We start from the raw sequence: 19,403 nt of genomic DNA, 5'->3' as shown, positions 1-19,403 counted from the left end.
ACAGCATCTTATTTCACTGTATTGATACCATTAAATTCAGCCTGTTTTATAGCCCAGGCCATTATATTGCCAAATAATATTGAATTATATACTGTCTGATTTACATTTCCCATCGCCGATTCTCCATAATCGATACGGGGTATAGGCTGCATGGAGGAATTTATAGTGAATGGACAAATACCTTTATCTGCATATGTATTACCATAGTATGGCCCCAGATTAGAATTGAATCCGCCATCGCCTACCCAGAAAAGATTCAGGGTCTTATGCCTGAACATCGTCACCCCTGGAAGAATATTGCTACCTGTGGCATTCAACCGGCTACCTCCGCTATATGTATATATATCGCCTGCGGGCAGCCCCTGTATAACATATGTCTGTGAAGCATCTTCTCCCCATAGTTTTCCTCTGGCATCGCCAAACGGCCCGTTCAATATTTCATCATTTACGGAACTCAACGGATAAACAGCACTTCTTGCATTCTTCATGCCTCCTGTGATGTTAGGATCAGCGAAAATGTTGCGAAAGAGGGCCTCCGCACTCACAGCATTGCTTGTATAGTATTCTGTGAACATAACCAGTACACCGCCTTTATTCAGATATTCTGTAAGTTGTTGTATCGTATTTGCATTAAAAGATACGAAAAAGCCCAGTACAACAATATCCGGATTCTTAGCCAGCTCGGTACTAAGCGCTGTTGCATTTATATAACCCGCACCGTCGATATTGCCCTGGGTCTCACCTTTTATATAGCTGTAAGAAAAAGGCTTCTCCACTTTCACCGTACTACTTTCCAATGAGCCGAAGTTTATATCGGCATTCATCACCGCCAGTGATGCCGAGTTTTGAATATAATATCCATAATTCGTATTATAATAACCGATTCCCAATATCTTTTTTGGCGTATAGCACATATATACAGTCGCTTTACATGTCGCAACAGTCTTTTTACTATTAGAAGTGATAGTAAAGACCTTGTCATTCATACTATCCGGTATTCCATAACCCAACAATTTTACCGGCTGACTGGTATTATCCAGTATTCCTTCGGCTCTGAAATAAATACCATCCACAGTATTGGTCTCTATTATATAGCTTGCCCCCAGCGCTTCCGCATCGACAGTTAACACCATATCCATATAGTGTGCGTCAGGATCGAGAGGTACATCTATTTTATAAACCCCTCTAACCTTCGTCTTGCTACAATCCATTGTATAAAAGGGTTTCTTCGATGAATCTTCCACCTTGACATATAACGGATCACATGAAGATAAAGGCTTCCCGTTGAAAACGATCTTCATCAGATCCCCCTCACTGCCAATTCCGGCTGAGGGTGTATAATTAATTGGCGTGCCGGCTCCGGGTATAGTAATAAAGTAGTATCCAGTAGTCATGAATATACCTGATACAGTAAAGTAATAGCCGTTAGCCGGGTCTGGCATAACTGTAATCGTGTAAGCCCCCGCCTTTGTTACAAGCAAAGGAATAGTTACATAATTGGATGAGTTTAAAGATACCTTGTTCTGATATTGACCGTAAAACTTTAGTGAATCACAATTGGTTATAGTAGCTATGGCATTACCCATTTTCTCCTGGAAACAGTTCCATTTTTCCCCATCCCACTGATTTAGCCCCAGGCATAACTCTTTTTCATCATCTGCCGTTAAGTTATATACAATGAGACCTGTATGGGCTATTTTTTCCGAAGCATACCCCGGATCTGTATCGTCCGGATTATAGGCAGGATTATCATAATTTGAAGGGCTGTAACCTGATTCCCTTACGAAGGGGTATAACTGATACTTCCTTTCCAGATTTACTCTGGGCAGGAGTAAACCTCCCTTGTCAACAGTCGGACCTCCGGTTTTATCCATTTTCTCTTTTATATCCAATAGTGCGGCTTTCTCCGGCGGGAGATTTGATCCGATCGTAACCTGAGCTTTCAGTCCGTAAATAGGCAATAACATGAACAGCAGACTGTACAGCCAGCAGATTTTATGTAGTCTCATAAATTAAAATTGATAAATAATTATTCTATAGTTTTGATTATTACATTATTGTTTCATAAAAAGAAATTTAGCCAGCAATAGTTCTGCACGACGGTATACTGCAATGGACCTTCACAGGCATGTAAAAGAGCAGATATAAGAAGACAAACAATGCTAATGCAAAACTATTGTTGTCTAAATTCCTCTTACTTATTTCATCATATATTTTATAAAACAAATTTTAAAGAACCACAAAACATGAAGTATTAATACTTCAGATATACAAGATTAGGTCCAGAGAGACCTGCTTTTGAAATACAATGCATGCTGTCTTTATATGTACTATTTATAGAAATAGCACTTGTCTTCATATTTGTCTTTATTATAATCTTATTTAATGGTAAAATTAAATATTCACCATTTATATCATCAGCACAAAACTGAGAATAAGACATTTGAATTTGTCAATAAAAGAGGCCTAAAAATTCCCACCCCCTAGAAACTGACAATATCTTTTTCCTTGGTTAAAGCGTCAGATCCTCAATATTTTTAACAAACTCATTTTGTTTATTAAAAAAATCGGAACGTTGGATTTCATTACTTTGAGATATCAACGTCGAATACTTTAATAATGAATCGATCCACATCTTATGTCTTCTCGAAACCTCTGTATTATAGATAGTGATCGGGTCCGTATAGGTCCAGAACTGGGTACCGGTCTCATTATCATGCCTGAACCAGATGCTGTTTGAGCTAATGTTTAAAGTAGAGCAATACAAGTCGGTTTTTACTCCATTCTCATCAAACCCTTTTCTTGTATCATTTTCAAGTTTACTTATTACTTTATATAAGTCTTCCTGCAATAAGAGCAACTCTTCTTTTGTTATCAGTCTCCGCCTGTAAAAATATATTATTTCTTTAACGGTAGACAGGATAAAACTAGGACATAATATAGCTGTAACCTGATTTACCTTAGTTGCCGCATATCTGTATCTTTTATGTACAGTTGAAATTTGGACAGGAGGAGAAAATTCCGATAAATAAAAATTGAGAGGAACCTCCTGTGTTTTATGAATCCATTTGTAATAATAAAATTTCGAAAGATTCTCATACAACATATAATAAGGAAAAGGCAGCTGATTTGCGGTAAAGAATATCTCCGACTCTTTACTTTTTTGCATCTTTTTGTATATTTCAGCTGCAACATCCACTATTTCCGAATACATATCCAGGGGATCTTCCGATTTTGGGACAGGTAAGTCAAAAAAGGCCCTGTTTTTCTGTTCCTGTCCGGCTATTTCATCCAGAGAAAGGCCCAGTCTCAAGGATATTGCAATAACCTCTTCAAAAGTGAAAGGAATTTCGTTTCTTATACGCCGATACGCCGATTCTCTACTAAGATTCAATAAATCCATTAAAAAGGAAACAAGCTTTTCGCCTTCAGGCAAAGAGTTGTTGATTGACGTAACAAGCATTTGGTTTATTACAGTTTTCATAAAAAAAAGAAGACACCAGGTGGTATAGTTATTAATAAATATTTGTGTGTTTGCATTTAATAACAATGCACTTTTGCTATAAACAAAAATAGACGATCTAATTTCATTACCTAAGCATATTTAAGTCAAAATTACTACATTATCTACATATTTATGAAATAAAACAACTTAATTACACAAATAATAAGATAAAAAAACATATTAGCCTTACCTTATGTCACATTTTTAAACATCGTAACATTTTTATTTACACAAATTGACAATATATGACACAATAAAAAATGAAAAAAGAAATATTAAATAGTTATGGAACGAAAAACATCTGCATATTTTTTATCTTCTCCCTCTTTTAGCCTGATAATATATTGAAAAATTAATTTAACACTCACGTTAATCCGCATATTTATAAAAACTCCACAGAACTCAATGAGTAAATACAAAAAAACGATTTTCAATAATGGTATTTTATCCATGAATATAACAAAGAGGGCTGTCAGATATTCGAACAGCCCTCTTTTAGTATTTTACCTTATTACATTAATACTTAAAGCTGCTTCCACCCACAAATTCCCTCAATAATGAGGTTGGAGGCAGCTCCCTGTCATTTATATAATTGAAGTATTTGAGAAACTTCAATAATCTATGAGCCTCTGCATACTCTGCCGCACTATTCGGCACTTGCGACAGAATCGGCTCGGCATAACGGCGCAATGCCGCAAATTCATACATCATAGCCGAATTAAACATTACATCGGCATTTTCCTGATACGGGAAAATCCATTTATCCTCTCCCTTACGTACACTCGCCCAACGCGACAATGTATCTATGGCCGAATAACTACGATAACGATAATCACGAATCAAACGGCGCAACAAGCGGTTATCCGTTGTAGGTATCCAGTTGTGATTATCCAACGAAATTGTAGTTAAAGCCGAAACATACACTTTGAACTTCTGATAGTCGGGAATCCCTATTGTTAAATCCGGATTTAGCCCGTGTATTCCTTCTATAACTAATATAGTGTGCTCATCGAGCTTCAGCTTATCTCCTTTATATTCTCTCTGGCCTGTAGTAAAGTTGAATGTAGGCAATTCCACCTCTTCACCTTTAAGTAATTTCTCAAGGTCTTCATTGAACTTAGGTATATCCAGCGCGTATAGTGATTCAAAATCATAGCCGCCATCCTCATCCAAAGGAGTCTTGTCCCGGTTTACAAAATAATTATCAAGAGATAATCCGACAGGTTTTAACAAATTGACCATCAACTGTACCTCGAGGCGCATACGGAATGTCGTCTTTCCCGAAGAAGAAGGCCCTGATATGAGCACAACCCGGACCCCGTCTTCGGAGCGGGCTGCAATCTGCTCGGCGATATTGGCAATCGTTTTTTCCTGATAGGCCTCCGACACCTTTATTACGCCCGGCATCAGGCCTTCCTGATTGGCTTTATTCATATCGCCAACATTATCCAAACCTATTATATTAAGGAACTTAAGGTGCTCCTTATATACATTATACATCTTAGGTTGTTCTATGACAGGCTCCAGTTCAACCGGATTACTCCGATTAGGCACACGTAGCAATAAGCCATCATTGTACAACAGTAAATCGTATATGTTAATATATCCGGCTGATGGCACCAGGCAACCGTAAAAGTAGTCGACTGAATCCCCCAGGCGGTAATACTTGGAATACATCTCACCTGATGTTTCCAGTAAGATGGCTTTATCTTCGAACCCTCTTTCCCTGAACATTTTCACAACCTGCACAGTTTCTTCTTCAACTCCTTCGAAGCGCATATCGGCATTGATGTATTCTTCTATCTTCGCTTTTATAGACTCAATTGCAGCCTGATCTATAACAGAAGACACATTAATAATGCGGCAGAAATAACCTAGCGAAATAGGATGCTCGATATAAAGCTGTCCCTCCGGAAAAATCTCCGAAACTGCTTTTGCCAGCAAGAAGCACAATGAACGCACATAAGTCCGCATTCCGGAAGGCTCTGTCAGATCAACGAATATCACTGTCTTATTATGGTAAGCCTGATAGTCCAGCGGTTCTGTCTTATTATTAACTTTCGCATTTACTACCGGAAATTCTGTTTTCAGAGAAAAACCTTTTAATATATCAATCAGGCTTGTTCCTACGGGGAAGTCCTTATAGCTGTCTGTATTTGTGCAGTGAATAGTTACCTTATTTTCCATGTTTTGTCTAGTTGAATAATTAAAATAACGAAGGATGTCTTTAATAAAAAACATCCTTGAATTATAAAGTTAAGAAAAATAATCCACTTACAGCTCAATCCCGATTCTTTCAGCGTCTGAATAGCGCTTATTTAAATCTTTTTATGAAAAGCCCCTATATCAACGGCATCCCCAGACTTTCAGCCTCCAAACGCATTTTTGCCGGCCATATACCAGCCTGTATTTCACCAATATGCCCTTTACGCAAGTAAAACATACAAAGCCGGGACTGACCTATTCCTCCTCCGATAGACTGAGGTAGTTCACCATTCAGCAAACGCCTGTGGAAATATAATTGCGTGCGGTCTTCCTGCCCCGATTTTTTCAATTGCTCGAGCAATACCTCCCTGTTGACACGGATGCCCATTGAGGAAAGTTCCATTCCCTGGTTCAATACCGGATTCCAGACAATAAGGTCTCCATTCAGTCCATTAAAACCATTTTCAGATCTGGTAGTCCAGTCGTCATAATCGGGAGCACGTCCATCATGCGGTTCGCCGTCACTCAGTTCTCCTCCAATACCTATAATAAAAACAGCACCATATTTTTCTGCGACTTTATTTTCCCGCTCCTTAGATGAAAGGCCCGGATATTTGTTCAGTAATTCCTCTGCATGGATAAATTTTATCTCACCGGGCAAGATCGGAACTATAGCAGGGAATGCCTCATACACAAGATATTCGGTACGAACCAAGGCGGCATAGATACGACGAACCACTTCTTTCAGGAAGTCAAGATTACGATCTTTCGGCGACATCACCATTTCCCAGTCCCACTGGTCAACATACAGAGAATGCAGGTTACCCAGTTCCTCATCGGCTCTGATCGCGTTCATATCCGTATATATACCGTAGCCTTCATTTATACCATAATCAGCCAAAGTCAGACGTTTCCATTTCGCCAGCGAATGAACAATTTCGGCTCGTTCGTCGCCCATATCTTTGATCGGGAAATTAACGGCACGTTCCACACCATTCAGGTCATCGTTTATTCCCATTCCTTTCAACACGAATAAAGGAGCGGTTACACGACGCAGCCGGAGTTCGGACGATAAATTTTGCTGGAAGAAGTCTTTTATTCGCTTGATACCCATTTCGGTTTGTTGCAAGTCAAGCAAAGCAGTGTACTGTTTTGGTTTTATTAAATAGCTCATTTTTATATTTTGAACGTTTTCGCTGTTAAATAACACACAAAGTTAACTTTTAAATATTAATATGAAAACATTTTCAGATCAATTAATGCATTATGATATCCCGGATCTAATGTACCAATGAGTAAATATGCCGATGTTCCAAGGAATTGTTGAACTATTAGCCGATAGCCGTTAACTTTAACTATCATATAAGATTAAGGCTGCCACTTGTTAAAAGGTAACAAAGGTAACACTTGTTTCAGTGAACAGTAAACAGTTAACAGTACGTGGTCTGTCATGCTGAGAGAAACGAAGCATCCCGTCAGAGAGTAGTAAACAACCTGTCTCTTGTATCTTTCTCCAAAAAGGTAACAAAAGTAACAGTATTTTCAGTCATCAGTCAACAACTCGTAAGATGTAAAACTTTGCGCCTTTGCGTCTTTGCGTGAAACAAAACAAAACGTCAGCTAACTTGTAACTCGTAACTGCTTTAATCAATATTTCAAAGAGCTAAAATAATATAGATAAACATTTTCTTTTTTTCTACAGATTTCTATCTTTGTTTTTTAGCGCTTTGTCAGAATAGCTTAAAGCTTTATTAACAATTTTGGTTAATTGTAATTGCATAAAATGGATAAGAAGTTGAAGATGGATATAAAAGATATATTTTATCAATATATAGATGCCATAAATGAACATAATGTGGAGAAAATTTATCATTTAATGGCTGATGACTATATATTTTCTGATGCATGGGGTGGAAAATCTAAAGGAAATGATAAAATGAAAAATGGATGGAAAGATTATTTTAAAATGTTTCCCGATTATAGAATAGAAATTACAGATATATATTTTGATGGAAATAAAATAGCGGTATTTGGCCTTGCTAGTGGAACATTTGAAAATAAAAAAACAGAATTGAATGAAAATTATTGGAAAGTACCGGCTGCATGGCAGGCTGAAATAATAAATGGAAAAATAAAATCATGGCAAGTATATGCCGATCAAAAAAAAGTATTTGATATACTGGATAAAAATAAATGAGAATAAGTAGAACGTAAATAACGATTTACCATAAAACTAAAAGATACTTTATTCAAGAAAAAAGTCCTTTCCATAATCATGAAAAGGACTTTCTTTATATAAAATCAAAGAATTATTTCTTCAAAATATACAGGTCAGCCATATCTCCGGTTATTTTATTACCTTCCATATCCAACTGTGTCAATGTATTCTCTCCTACGAAATACTGGTTAGGCGCATCTTTCACACCATCCAAAATAATTGTATTACCGGCAGCATTCCAGGTATATTTTCCTTTTTCTTCCGATTTACTGTTTTTCTTATTTACATACTCTGTATTTTTAACGTATGTACTGTCAGATAATGTAATAGATACAATCATGCCTTCGCCACTGGCTGTAGGCATTTTGCCAGTATATGTTCCCACATAATCCAGCGAATTTTTAGCATTATGCTCGTCTTTTACCTGCTTCGCGATTTCAGAGAATTCATCGACAGAAGCTTTTTCTTCCTGTCCTTTTTGAGTGCCACCACCACAGCTATACATCAATCCCATAGCTGCAATAATGATAAATAATTTTTTCATGTTTCTATTATTTTTTTTGTTCACTATTGTGTATTTTGACCTCATACCCCAATTTTTCAATTGCGGCTTTAAGATTTTCCACGGTTGTCTGAGTTTTCTTGAATTCGATCTGTACTGTTTTATTTTCAAGATCTACTTTCATATCCGTTACCCCTTTTTCGAATGCGATATTCTTTTCAATACGCTTCTGACAATTCTCACAAGTCATCGAAACATCAAATAAAACTGTCTCTTTATCATTCTTCAAAGGTTTTTTATTCTGAGCATCCAGTGTTGTACTTATACCCATCATTAATATAACCGTCATTAAAAACAATTTCAATTTCATAGTTTTACAATTTTGTGTTTATTTTACAATAAACAAATTAATACGATTTTAGTTTAAACTATCTTTATATGTTTACAACAATTCACATCCCAAAGTCCTACTACAATAGATGCCTTATCCCATATCACACAGGCAGGTAATCAGGTTCCTGTCCCCAAAAGCATTATCTACACGGGCTACATTTATCCAGAATTTATTATCCTTCACAAATTGAAGCGGATAAGCAGCCTTTGATCGCGGATAAGCATGTTTCCATTCGTCCGCACATACTTCATATTCAGGATGAGGAGCATTTACCAGCACATTATCTTCTTTGGTATATGTACCGTTTTCCACTTCCCTGATTTCCTCCCATATCTGGTTCATTGTATCTACAAAACGGTTAAGTTCCGCCAGACTTTCACTCTCGGTAGGCTCTATCATCAATGTACCGTGTACAGGGAAGGACAATGTAGGCGCGTGATAACCGTAATCCATCAAGCGCTTGGCAATGTCCGATTCGGTTATACCGGATGTATCTTTCACCTTGCGGCATTCCAGTATCAATTCATGTCCTACCCTGCCCGATGTACCTCTGTAAACGACACCATAGGTATCCTTAAAACATTCGGCCAGATAGTTTGCATTCAGTATAGCTATTTTAGTCGCATGCGTAAGCCCTTCCGCACCCAGCATACGGATGTATCCATAAGTGATAGGCAATATTCCCGCACTACCAAACGGAGCAGAAGCAACAGTATTCACCGTGCTGCCATCCAGCTCAGGATGGTGAGGAAGAAACGGGATCAGGTGCTCAGCCACACAAATAGGACCCTCACCCGGGCCTCCGCCACCATGAGGAATAGCAAATGTTTTGTGGAGATTGAGGTGACATACATCGGCGCCGATAAAGCCCGGATTGGTCAGTCCGACCTGTGCATTCATATTTGCTCCGTCCATATATACCTGCCCTCCTTTTTCATGGACAACCTTGCACATTTCCTTTATTTCCTTTTCGAAAATACCGTGTGTAGACGGATATGTAATCATGCACCCTGCCAGATTGTCTTTATGCAGATCAGCTTTCGCCTGTAAGTCTTCCAATACTACATTCCCATGCGCATCGCAATCTATGGTAACAGTCTCGTATCCGGCCTGTATAGCGGATGCCGGATTGGTACCGTGAGCCGATGCAGGAATAAGGATAATGTTGCGATGCCCCTGTCCGATACTCTCCTGATATTTACGGATTGTCATCAAGCCCGCATATTCTCCGGCTGCACCCGAATTAGGTTGAAAACTAACGCCTGCAAAACCTGTTATTTCTTTGAGGTATTCACCCAGTTCTTCTATCAATTCGTTATATCCCTGAGTCTGCGACTGAGGTGCAAACGGATGGATATTCTGGAACCCGCCCAATGAAAGAGGGAGCAGTTCTGATGCAGCATTCAGCTTCATGGTGCATGAACCGAGCGAAATCATAGAATGGGCAAGTGATATATCTTTTCTGTCGAGGCGTTTAATATAGCGCATCAACTCCGTTTCGGTATGATATGAATTAAATACTTCGTGCTGCAAGTATTCGCTTTTACGGAGAAACTCATCTTTAATAGTCAGTTTTTCGGGAAGATCATCAATCATAAATACCTCCATACGTCCGGCAGCAAGGGAAAACACAGCCAGAAGTTCATGGGCTTTATATTCCGTGATAGTCTCATCTATACTGACACCGACTTCCCCACCCTCATAATAACGCAGATTGATATCGCGCATTTCAGCATATTCGCGTAAAGAATATTGAGAGACACCACTAGCCAGACCTATTTTTAATGTATCGAAATACTGCTCGTTAAGGACAGTATAGCCCAGTTCTTTCAGTTCATCCGCTATCAATGCTGTTGCCGAGTGAATCCGTTTCGCTATCTCCTTCAAGCCTTTAGGCCCGTGATATACGGCATAGAAACCGGCCATAGTAGCCAACAATGCCTGAGCCGTACAAATATTTGAGGTTGCTTTCTCCCGCTTGATATGCTGTTCGCGGGTTTGCAATGCCATACGATACGCCGACTTACCATAAGCATCTTTCGATACACCGATGATACGTCCGGGCACATTCCGTTTGTTTTCTTCTTTTGTTGCGAAGAATCCGGCTGAAGGCCCCCCATAAAACATCGGAATACCAAACCGCTGGCTGCTTCCGAATGCTATGTCTGCACCCCATTCTCCCGGAGGGACCAACAGGGTCAATGCCATCAGATCGGTAGCTACAGCGACTTTACATCCTGCTGCATGCACTTTTTGAGTAAAAGCTGTATAATCTTCGACACTACCGTTCGAATTCGGGTATTGGATAATAGCACCGAAAAATTCACTGTTAATATCAAATACCTTATAATCGCCAACTACGACCTCTATACCTTGCGGCACGGCACGGGTATTGATTACAGCGAGTGTTTGCGGGAATATATTTTTATCAACAAACAATTTGTTTGCTCCGTTTTTCACCTGATCGCGGCTGCGCAGGGCATGCATCATTGCAGCGGCTTCCGCTCCGGCTGTAGCTTCATCTAGCAGGGAACAGTTCGATAAAGGAAGACCTGTCAACTCGCTCACCATTGTCTGGAAGTTCATTAAAGCTTCGAGACGGCCTTGCGATATTTCCGCCTGATATGGTGTATAAGACGTGTACCAGACAGGATTTTCGAACACATTACGGAAAATAGGCGCAGGACATACCGTATCGTACCATCCCATCCCTATATACGAAGCGCATATACGGTTTTTCGAGGCCATCAATGCCATTTCTTCGGCATATTCGTGTTCGCTGAGAGCCTCCGGCAAATTCAATCCACTTTGCAGCCGGATATTCTGAGGAATCGTCTGGTCTATCAGCTCATCAAGGGATTTTACCCCGATTTTAGCCAACATTATTTTCTCTTCTTCTGCATTGATGCCAATATGGCGATGTTGGAATCTTTCGCTTTTCATGTGCTTTCCGTTCTGTTTTATTGTAAATAAAAATTACTTTTAATTTCTTCCCCTATTGTAGTTAATGGCCCGTGGCCTGAATATATGACTGTTTCTTTAGGCAGTGTAAGCAGTTTGCTCTTTATACCGGCAATAAGCTGTTCATGGCTTCCTCCGGCAAGGTCGGTACGCCCTACGCTTCCCCTGAACAATACATCTCCGACAAAAGCGCAGCCAGCATCCTGATTATAGAAAATGATGCTGCCCGGCGAGTGCCCCGGTATTTCCAGGACTATAAATCTCTGATTACCGAATGTCACCACATCGTTTTCATTCAGATACTTGCTAATCCGGGGAATTTCAGCACTTTCATTCTTAAAGCCGAACATTTGCAATTGGGCCGGCAATTGCTCCAGAAGAAATTCATCTCCTTTGTTTGCCTCTGTTTCCAGATGGAACTGTTCGTATATAAAATTATTTCCGAATATATGGTCGAAATGCAGATGGGTATTCAAGAGGTGCTTTACCACCAGGTCGTTATCGAGGATAAAATTCAGCAAGAGCGTCTTCTCATCCGGGAAGAAACAGCCCGGATCGATGATGACACACTCCTTCGTTTCATCATATGCCACATATGTATTTTCGCTAATCGGGTTAAACTCAAATATTTTTACGTTCATAGATTTTACAAATGACTTTCTGTTAAAAAACAGCCTAAAGATAAAACTTTTTTCGTTTCGAAACTAGCCATTTAAGCTTATATCTTATGTTATAAATATACAAAAAGGCAGTATTCACATTCGAAATACTGCCTATACCGTATAGATTCTATATATCAATTAATATCCGGCCGTAAAGCGTTGGCGGGAGAATTTATGATTTTCAATCTCGTCAACAACAGCTACCGAAAGATCTTCGACAGACAATACCGATTCGCCATCCTTATCAAATACAGGTTCATCCGTTCCCAGCCTGTATTTACCTGTTCTTCCGGTCTTAATACCCGGATGCATATTGATAGCAGGTGAAAACATTGTCCAGTCAAGTTCTTTTTCTTTTTTCAGCACATCCAGGTAATCCCTTGCCGCAGTTGCTCCGGGTTTAATACTTTCGGGAAAATCAGCGCCATCTACGATTTGCCGGCCATCTATATACAGGCTACCGGCCCCTCCTATCATTACATAACGTTTTACTCCGGCTTCCTTTACTGCTTGCCGGATAGCTTCCGATCCTTTCATAAAATCATTATAAATGTTCGGATTCGACCATCCGGGATTAAAAGCACTCAATACGACATCATTTCCCTTCAATACCGCGGCTAATGCTTTTAGGTCTGTTACATCTGCTGCAACCGCCTTTGGCTGGCCATCCTTCACCGGAATCTTATCTACCGAACGGGCCAGTGCTGTTACTTCAAAACCTCTGTTTACCAACTCTTGTAATAAATGTGAGCCTACAAACCCTGTTGCTCCTATCAATGCTACTTTCATACTGTTTTATTTTTTAATGTTATCCTTTTCTGTATCTATATTTATTACAGTTTTGCGTAAAAAAAATCATTCGAATTTCTTCTTGAAATCGGCCAGTGTCTGGCCCGAAAGTTTTGCGATTATAAAATCTTCTGCTTCCATATTCAAATCGTGCAAATGTTCATTAATCTGTTTCCCTACCGGACATTTCGGATTCGGGGATGCTAATGAATTGCCCAACGCTGTCTGCGAACTGACTATTCTATATATATCTGAAAGAAGTATCTTGTCTGCCGGTTTTGCCAGCATACTACCTCCGTTTTTACCTTCTTTACTTACAACAATCCCATGCCTGCGAAGGTTCGACAATTCTTTTCTTACCAATACAGGATTGATATTCATACTTCCTGCCAGATAGTCGGAAGAAATCCATTCATCCAAACTCGTAGCCAGGAGTACTAATATATGCATTGATATTGAAAACTTACGATCGCTCATACTGTAATATTTATAATTACAGTACAAAGGTAGATATATTTTTCTCTTAGCAAAAAGAATTAACAATTATTTAAATAAGAACGTAAACGATTTTCTTGGTCTTGAAATATTCTTCTTCGAAGAACATAGATAAGTCATCTGCTTCGGCTGTCTTCTTAAAAGGCTTCAGTTCGCCTTCAAGGTTTCCCCCTTTAAGGCAAATCAGACCGTTTGGCAAAGCATTGTGCTGTTCTTTCGAAATATTCTTTTTTATAATTTTTACTAGATCGGGCAGCGGCATTACTGCGCGGCTTACTACAAAGTCAAATTTTTCTTTTACTTCTTCGGCCCTACAATGGCGGAACTGGATATTCTTCAATCCGATAGCCGTAGCCACCTCGGTCGCCACCCTTATTTTTTTACCGATACTATCTACCAGCAGGAACTTACATTTTGGAAACAATATAGCCAGTGGCACTCCGGGAAATCCTCCGCCCGTACCTACGTCCATAAGCTGTGTCCCGTCAGTAAACCGTATAAGCTTTGCTATAGCAAGAGAGTGCAGGACATGATGTGTATAAAGATTTTCTATATCCTTGCGCGAAATTACATTTATCTTTGAATTCCAGTCAACATATAAATCATAAAGAGCTGCGAATTGTGCCTTCTGCTCTTCGCTGATATCCGGAAAATACTTAAGAATTATTTCCATATTATTATTTCCCGGCAAAAATTGATATTGGTGAATTATCTCTCAGCAAATCCCTGATTTCATTATAGGAAAGGGATACACGGATCTCCCCAAGAGAAGGAGCCGAATATTCTCCCGGATTGAAAATATAGGTCAGACCATTATTATCTACAAGGAAATTTTCATTCGATGTCAGGTCTTCAATTCCCCAGTAACCGAATTCGAGAAGGTCTTCTGGCTTCTGCACTTTATTTTGAGCAACTATTTTTCTTATCAGAATAGCATTCAGTAATTTCCTGTATTCAGGCAAGAATATATCCTGTTCACTCAATATATTCCCGGTCTTTAAATCTATCACAATATTGCGGTAAGCCGTAGAAGAATTCGCCCCGCCTTTATAATCCATCGATGATATCTGATACGATAATATATCGTCCATATCGAATATCACTTTTGTATCCAATGTTTTATAATACGAAAAATAATCCTCTGTGTCGCCTGATTCCTGCCAGTCGGGAAACTGCTCTTTGGCATCAGTCTTATATTTCTCCACATAATCTTCCACATATTCATTGATGGCATCCTGCGGCTTCATTTGCTCGTATTTCTCATCTTCCATCAGGGCAAAATTCAATACCTTCTGTACCGTAGCCAGGATCTTCTCATCCGTAAACTTCACGGGGAAGATATATGTAATCTTTAACGAACATGACGGTTTTGTAGAATCGTTATCCAAATGATATATCTTGGAAACCGATATGGAATCGTAAGATATCTCGTTCGGTGTATTCATCTTTTTCTCTGTCTTACAGGATATAAAAACAGCGAACGATAATACTAATAAGCTGATAGATGTAAGTATGATTTTCATATATACTATTATTTAACAATACAAATATACGACAAAATGGAAGAATGCCGATTTTTACCTAACATTTTTACATTTCGATATCCTTTTATCTTTATAGATAAAGTAAGCTACTTCCTGTAAATCCAGTCAGTAGCCTACTTAACATAGAAACAAAAAACTAATGGATTTGTTTACCTCTTCAGCATTTGCATCGGTATAGTTTTGCTCGGGCACAAGGCCGGAAGTCCATTATTTACTGATAGTATAACCCTTCTGATTGGCAAATGCAAGAACGGATTCGTTAATAGCCTTGCCTAGATCGTCGCTGGTATCATCGTTTTTCAGTTGCTTGTCTATATAGTCCTGACGTTTTTTTGCCAGTTCATTTATTTCTTTTTGTATAGCGGCTCTTTCGGTTTCTTTTCCGGCAATTACATTTTGTATTTCAACCTTCGATTTATCCTGCAATTCTTCCGGAAGGTCGGATTGCCTTATATTATCCAGGGCATCTTTGTCTTCTTTAACCCTATCCACCAGATCCCAGCTACTATTCTTATAAACGCTTGCCGATTTACTCACCGCACGTTCCGCCATATTCGACCACGATATGGATTTCGCATTCACATCCTGAACGGCCTGCATTTTTTTCCGTGCAAAACCATTGTGCCCATATCCCAGATAAGTCGCATTCAGACGGTCGTTACAAATACTTATTCTGTCATCGTAAGGAGTATCGTAATAGCGCACTTTCGCATTATGGTCGATATTAAAAAACTTCCCTTTTCCCCTTATAGCGGCATCACGCCACATTCCCTGAACACCTGAGCTATGATTGCCGCAATGTATTGTATTCACAAATATATCCTTGCCCAAAGCTCGGTCTATAGCAGATTTATAAGAAATACGCCCTTGAGTGAAAGGTTCATTACCCGCGATATAAATAAGCTTCATATCCGATGTGTTTCTGCCCCAGTCCAGCACTTCTACGGCTTTATTTATCACTGCCCCGCAATATTCGTCTCCTCCGTAGGTGGTCAGAGCGAATAGCTTTTGAGAAATCAGATCGAGATCGGTAGTCAGAGGCGTCACCTGCCGGATATAATCGCTCGTGCGTACACCGTCATTACCATATTCATACAAAGCAATTTCTATACGGGGAGCTTTCCCTTCGTACCGCAGTGTGGTAAGTGTATTCACTATGTTCCATAAACGAGACTTAGCCTGTTCAATCAGTCCGTCCATACTGCTCGATGTATCGAGTAGAATAGCAACCTGTATTTTCGTCCCCCTGTTCATTTCATTATCAGTTGCAGATACGGACAATTCCGGATTCTGTTCCTTTCCTCTGTTTTCAGCTGTTGCTGCGGAACAGCCGGCAGTTGTTGCGACAAAAGTGAATAACACCGAGCTTAATAGTACAAACTTTTTCATATCATTGTGTTTTAATTGGTTTCTTTGCTCAAATGTATTACGTTAAGAATTAACAATAGTGGAAAAATGGGTGAACGGTCATTTTGAATTGGTGAACTATAAGGTATAAATGTTTTAAAAGTATTTACTTTACAATCTCAATCAAACACAACAGCTTATGCATATCAGATATATACTTATACTCCTTCTTATCCTGATCTCAGCACCAGGTTGGGCGCAGCAGCCGAAGAGCGCATCCAAGCAATCAAGGGAGAATATACGGATACAGGAGGTTTCCAAAGCCATAGAAGAAGGTAAGTCCGATATGGAAGTGGCCGAAAGTTATGAGAAACTGGCAAAAGAACTGTCCGAAAGAGGAGAATATGCAAAAGCCGAAGATTATCTGACAAGAGCTAAACGAATATACCAGATCCGCAGAGAAAAGGAGAAACTGGCCGCTGTGGAACGGGAGCTGGCAAAAGTTCAGGAAGCACAGGATAAGAGGTATGATGCCTTTCTTAACTTTAGTTCTGCACAGGCAAACACCTCCAACAAAAAGATGCAGCAAATCAATACCAATGATATGTATCGTGTGCAGAACTACAACAATCCGGCTGTACAATCGGGATATATACAACAGAATATACTGCTGGCCGAAGAACTGGACAGCAAGGAAGATAAAGTCCTTGCCTACCGGCAAATGGCACAAGTGAACAAAGATATGGACAATACTCCCGAAGCAATCAGAAACCTCGAGAAAGCCTTGATCACTGTCCAGGGCCAGCCGGAAGCATCCATGCAGATACGGCAGGATATAGCCAGCACCTATGCCTCCGACAACCAGATAGGAAAAGCAATAGAAATAAACAAGGATCTGGTTGCGGAAGCCAAAGAAACGAACAACCCCAAAGCCGAGATCAAGCAACTGCAAGCCCTGTCTGAAAATTACCTCGAGGCCAATAAGCTAGCCGAGAGTGTATCCGCCCTGCAACAGGCATACAGCCTCGCCATAGATAACGGACAGACCATAGAGGCCAAAAACAGCCTTAAGTTGCTCGTAGAACAATATCAGAGGATGCATCAACCCCAGAAAGCCCTGGATGCTTATTCCGACTTCATGAAGAAGCTCGAAGACCTTGTAAAGAACGACAGTACGCTGCTGGACGAAAGATTCTTTCACGTACAGGAGGAGAAAATACTCCGGCTGGAAAAAGAACGGGCGCTAAAAGATGAACTGATATCCAGAACCAACAGGTTCAACTATGTACTACTCATAGCCATTGTGCTTATACTCATCTCACTCGTCTTTATAGCCAAAGCCCTCTATTCCATCAAGAAGAAGAATAAGCGGATAGCCCTGCAATCGCTGCGCAGGGAAATGAACCCCCACTTCATTTTCAACAGCCTCAATAGCGTGAACCAGTTCATAGCGCAAAATAACGAACTGGAAGCCAACAAATACCTGTCTTCCTACTCCAAGCTGATGCGCAATATCATGGAGACTTCAAACAAGGACTTTATTCCGTTGGCTACCGAGATGGAGCAGATGAAGGAGTACCTCGATCTGGAATACATGCGCTTTCACGACAAGTTCACCTATAAGATGGAGATAGACAATTCGCTGGATGCCGATTCCCTGTTCATTCCCAATATGCTGATACAGCCACAACTGGAAAATGCCATCTGGCACGGACTACGCTACAAGGATGGTATGGGACTGCTTACGTTGAATGTAAAGCCCGAAGGTAATCATCTGGAAGTCATCATCGAAGATAACGGCATCGGACTCACAAAAAGCAAGGAGCTAAAAACCAAGCACCAAAAAGAACACCGTTTCCGCGGACTGAATAATACACAGGAACGCATCAACCTGCTGAACAGCCTGTACCATACCAACATATCAATTTCCATCACCGAGAAGGAAGGGACGGAAAGCGGAGTGATAGTCAGGTTATTATTCCCCTTAATGAACAAGAACTTATGAATACACTGCAAAGAATAAAGAGCGTAATAGTAGAGGATGAACCCGCCGCCCGGGAAGCCCTGAAAAACTATCTGGCGAAATACTGTCCGCAAATAGAAATTACAGGCGAAGCGCATAATTGCAAGGATGCCATCCCCCTTCTTCACGATCTGGAACCGCAACTTGTATTCCTCGATGTGGAAATGCCGTTCGGTAATGCCTTCGATGTACTGGAAGGCTGTAAAGACCTCTACTTTGAGACGATATTCGTCACGGCTTTTTCCGAATACTCTTTGCGGGCATTGAACCAAAGCGCGGCATACTATCTCCTGAAACCCGTAAGCATCGAGGAACTGATATTAGCCGTGAATAAAGTTCAGCAGCACATCATCAATAAGGAAGTCTTCAACCGCAACAAAATACTGGTAGAGAACTTCCGCGAAACCAAGCCGGAAAAACAGCAGGTCATACTTCCTACTCTCGAAGGCTTCGAAGTGGTGAAGGTGGAGGATATCATCCGCCTGCAAGGCAACGGAAACTTCACCGATATCTACCTGAAAGACAAGAGCAAGAAGATGGTTTGCCGGTTCCTCAAGCATTTTAGCGAGATACTGCCCTACCCTTTCATCCGCATCCATAAGTCACACATCGTAAACTTCAACTTTGTAAAGTCATATCACAAAAACTCCGGTGGATATGTGACTCTGGAAGATGGTACGGAGATCGAAATATCATCCAGCTATAAGGAAGATTTCCTCAGGTTCTTTAAAGCATAGATCCGGAGCCTGCTTAATCAA

16 protein-coding genes are annotated in these 19,403 nt (G+C 40.1%); 3 read left to right on the top strand and 13 right to left on the bottom strand.

What is annotated here, in order from left to right; translation table 11 throughout:
• Positions 1-8: 8 nt before the first annotated feature.
• The 4 genes from ACYQ3L_RS07920 to asnA all read right to left on the bottom strand — a co-directional run bounded on the left by ACYQ3L_RS07920 (position 9) and on the right by asnA (position 6,884).
• Positions 9-2,009 (bottom strand): hypothetical protein, encoded by a 2,001-nt coding sequence (locus tag ACYQ3L_RS07920; RefSeq protein ID WP_380000537.1) that lies wholly within the window; start codon positions 2,007-2,009, stop codon positions 9-11.
• Positions 2,010-2,512: 503 nt separating this feature from the next.
• A complete protein-coding gene (locus ACYQ3L_RS07915) occupies positions 2,513-3,484 on the bottom strand; it encodes a hypothetical protein (RefSeq protein ID WP_380000535.1) in 972 nt (323 codons plus the stop codon).
• A 537-nt stretch (positions 3,485-4,021) separates the two neighbouring features.
• Complete coding sequence (locus ACYQ3L_RS07910; protein WP_380000533.1) at positions 4,022-5,692, bottom strand: nucleoside kinase; 1,671 nt, start codon at positions 5,690-5,692, stop codon at positions 4,022-4,024.
• A gap of 154 nt (positions 5,693-5,846) precedes the next feature.
• Positions 5,847-6,884 carry an aspartate--ammonia ligase gene (gene asnA, locus ACYQ3L_RS07905; protein ID WP_380000531.1) on the bottom strand — a complete coding sequence of 346 codons (1,038 nt, stop codon included), beginning with the start codon at positions 6,882-6,884 and terminating at the stop codon, positions 5,847-5,849.
• Between the two features lie 609 nt (positions 6,885-7,493).
• Between asnA and ACYQ3L_RS07900 the strand changes: the two genes are divergently transcribed.
• On the top strand, positions 7,494-7,907 hold the full coding sequence (locus ACYQ3L_RS07900; RefSeq protein ID WP_380000528.1) for a nuclear transport factor 2 family protein: 414 nt from the start codon (positions 7,494-7,496) through the stop codon (positions 7,905-7,907).
• Positions 7,908-8,019: 112 nt separating this feature from the next.
• Here the strand turns inward: ACYQ3L_RS07900 and ACYQ3L_RS07895 are convergent, their stop codons facing one another.
• The 9 genes from ACYQ3L_RS07895 to ACYQ3L_RS07855 all read right to left on the bottom strand — a co-directional run bounded on the left by ACYQ3L_RS07895 (position 8,020) and on the right by ACYQ3L_RS07855 (position 16,664).
• Complete coding sequence (locus ACYQ3L_RS07895) at positions 8,020-8,472, bottom strand: copper resistance protein NlpE (RefSeq protein ID WP_291107294.1); 453 nt, start codon at positions 8,470-8,472, stop codon at positions 8,020-8,022.
• A 7-nt stretch (positions 8,473-8,479) separates the two neighbouring features.
• Complete coding sequence (locus ACYQ3L_RS07890) at positions 8,480-8,800, bottom strand: heavy-metal-associated domain-containing protein (RefSeq protein WP_380000525.1); 321 nt, start codon at positions 8,798-8,800, stop codon at positions 8,480-8,482.
• A 114-nt stretch (positions 8,801-8,914) separates the two neighbouring features.
• Positions 8,915-11,767 carry an aminomethyl-transferring glycine dehydrogenase gene (gene gcvP, locus ACYQ3L_RS07885; protein ID WP_380000523.1) on the bottom strand — a complete coding sequence of 951 codons (2,853 nt, stop codon included), beginning with the start codon at positions 11,765-11,767 and terminating at the stop codon, positions 8,915-8,917.
• Positions 11,768-11,784: 17 nt separating this feature from the next.
• Positions 11,785-12,426 carry an MBL fold metallo-hydrolase gene (locus ACYQ3L_RS07880; RefSeq protein WP_380000521.1) on the bottom strand — a complete coding sequence of 214 codons (642 nt, stop codon included), beginning with the start codon at positions 12,424-12,426 and terminating at the stop codon, positions 11,785-11,787.
• A gap of 159 nt (positions 12,427-12,585) precedes the next feature.
• A complete protein-coding gene (locus ACYQ3L_RS07875) occupies positions 12,586-13,236 on the bottom strand; it encodes an NAD(P)-dependent oxidoreductase (protein WP_380000519.1) in 651 nt (216 codons plus the stop codon).
• 66 nt (positions 13,237-13,302) lie between these two features.
• On the bottom strand, positions 13,303-13,713 hold the full coding sequence (locus tag ACYQ3L_RS07870) for an Rrf2 family transcriptional regulator (RefSeq protein ID WP_380000517.1): 411 nt from the start codon (positions 13,711-13,713) through the stop codon (positions 13,303-13,305).
• Positions 13,714-13,783: 70 nt separating this feature from the next.
• Entirely contained in the window at positions 13,784-14,404 is a 621-nt protein-coding gene (gene rsmG, locus ACYQ3L_RS07865; protein WP_380000515.1) for a 16S rRNA (guanine(527)-N(7))-methyltransferase RsmG, read from the bottom strand.
• A gap of 4 nt (positions 14,405-14,408) precedes the next feature.
• Complete coding sequence (locus ACYQ3L_RS07860; RefSeq protein WP_380000513.1) at positions 14,409-15,254, bottom strand: DUF3298 and DUF4163 domain-containing protein; 846 nt, start codon at positions 15,252-15,254, stop codon at positions 14,409-14,411.
• A 228-nt stretch (positions 15,255-15,482) separates the two neighbouring features.
• Complete coding sequence (locus ACYQ3L_RS07855) at positions 15,483-16,664, bottom strand: vWA domain-containing protein (RefSeq protein ID WP_380000511.1); 1,182 nt, start codon at positions 16,662-16,664, stop codon at positions 15,483-15,485.
• 157 nt (positions 16,665-16,821) lie between these two features.
• On the opposite strand from ACYQ3L_RS07855, the gene ACYQ3L_RS07850 reads away from it, so the two are divergent.
• Together ACYQ3L_RS07850 and ACYQ3L_RS07845 are read left to right on the top strand one after the other, a co-directional pair.
• Positions 16,822-18,627, top strand: coding sequence for a tetratricopeptide repeat-containing sensor histidine kinase (locus tag ACYQ3L_RS07850; RefSeq protein ID WP_380000509.1), 1,806 nt, complete (start codon positions 16,822-16,824; stop codon positions 18,625-18,627).
• Positions 18,624-19,382, top strand: a complete 759-nt coding sequence (locus tag ACYQ3L_RS07845) for a LytR/AlgR family response regulator transcription factor (RefSeq protein ID WP_380000507.1) — start codon at positions 18,624-18,626, stop codon at positions 19,380-19,382. The genes ACYQ3L_RS07850 and ACYQ3L_RS07845 overlap by 4 nt, the downstream gene beginning before the upstream one ends.
• Positions 19,383-19,403: the final 21 nt, after the last annotated feature.

It is taken from the genome of Dysgonomonas termitidis (genome assembly GCF_054657735.1).
The sequence above is the reverse complement of the archived record's forward strand: the minus strand, read 5'-3'. Positions and strand labels throughout refer to the sequence as shown.

Coding starts and splice junctions, on each gene's coding strand:
- ACYQ3L_RS07880 (WP_380000521.1), bottom strand. CDS start 12,426: ATGAACGTAAAAATATTTGAGTTTAACCCGATTAGCGAAAATACATAT.
- ACYQ3L_RS07860 (WP_380000513.1), bottom strand. CDS start 15,254: ATGAAAATCATACTTACATCTATCAGCTTATTAGTATTATCGTTCGCT.
- ACYQ3L_RS07895 (WP_291107294.1), bottom strand. CDS start 8,472: ATGAAAAAATTATTTATCATTATTGCAGCTATGGGATTGATGTATAGC.
- rsmG (WP_380000515.1), bottom strand. CDS start 14,404: ATGGAAATAATTCTTAAGTATTTTCCGGATATCAGCGAAGAGCAGAAG.
- gcvP (WP_380000523.1), bottom strand. CDS start 11,767: ATGAAAAGCGAAAGATTCCAACATCGCCATATTGGCATCAATGCAGAA.
- ACYQ3L_RS07910 (WP_380000533.1), bottom strand. CDS start 5,692: ATGGAAAATAAGGTAACTATTCACTGCACAAATACAGACAGCTATAAG.
- asnA (WP_380000531.1), bottom strand. CDS start 6,884: ATGAGCTATTTAATAAAACCAAAACAGTACACTGCTTTGCTTGACTTG.
- ACYQ3L_RS07850 (WP_380000509.1), top strand. CDS start 16,822: ATGCATATCAGATATATACTTATACTCCTTCTTATCCTGATCTCAGCA.
- ACYQ3L_RS07870 (WP_380000517.1), bottom strand. CDS start 13,713: ATGAGCGATCGTAAGTTTTCAATATCAATGCATATATTAGTACTCCTG.
- ACYQ3L_RS07890 (WP_380000525.1), bottom strand. CDS start 8,800: ATGAAATTGAAATTGTTTTTAATGACGGTTATATTAATGATGGGTATA.
- ACYQ3L_RS07875 (WP_380000519.1), bottom strand. CDS start 13,236: ATGAAAGTAGCATTGATAGGAGCAACAGGGTTTGTAGGCTCACATTTA.
- ACYQ3L_RS07920 (WP_380000537.1), bottom strand. CDS start 2,009: ATGAGACTACATAAAATCTGCTGGCTGTACAGTCTGCTGTTCATGTTA.
- ACYQ3L_RS07915 (WP_380000535.1), bottom strand. CDS start 3,484: ATGAAAACTGTAATAAACCAAATGCTTGTTACGTCAATCAACAACTCT.
- ACYQ3L_RS07855 (WP_380000511.1), bottom strand. CDS start 16,664: ATGAAAAAGTTTGTACTATTAAGCTCGGTGTTATTCACTTTTGTCGCA.
- ACYQ3L_RS07845 (WP_380000507.1), top strand. CDS start 18,624: ATGAATACACTGCAAAGAATAAAGAGCGTAATAGTAGAGGATGAACCC.
- ACYQ3L_RS07900 (WP_380000528.1), top strand. CDS start 7,494: ATGGATAAGAAGTTGAAGATGGATATAAAAGATATATTTTATCAATAT.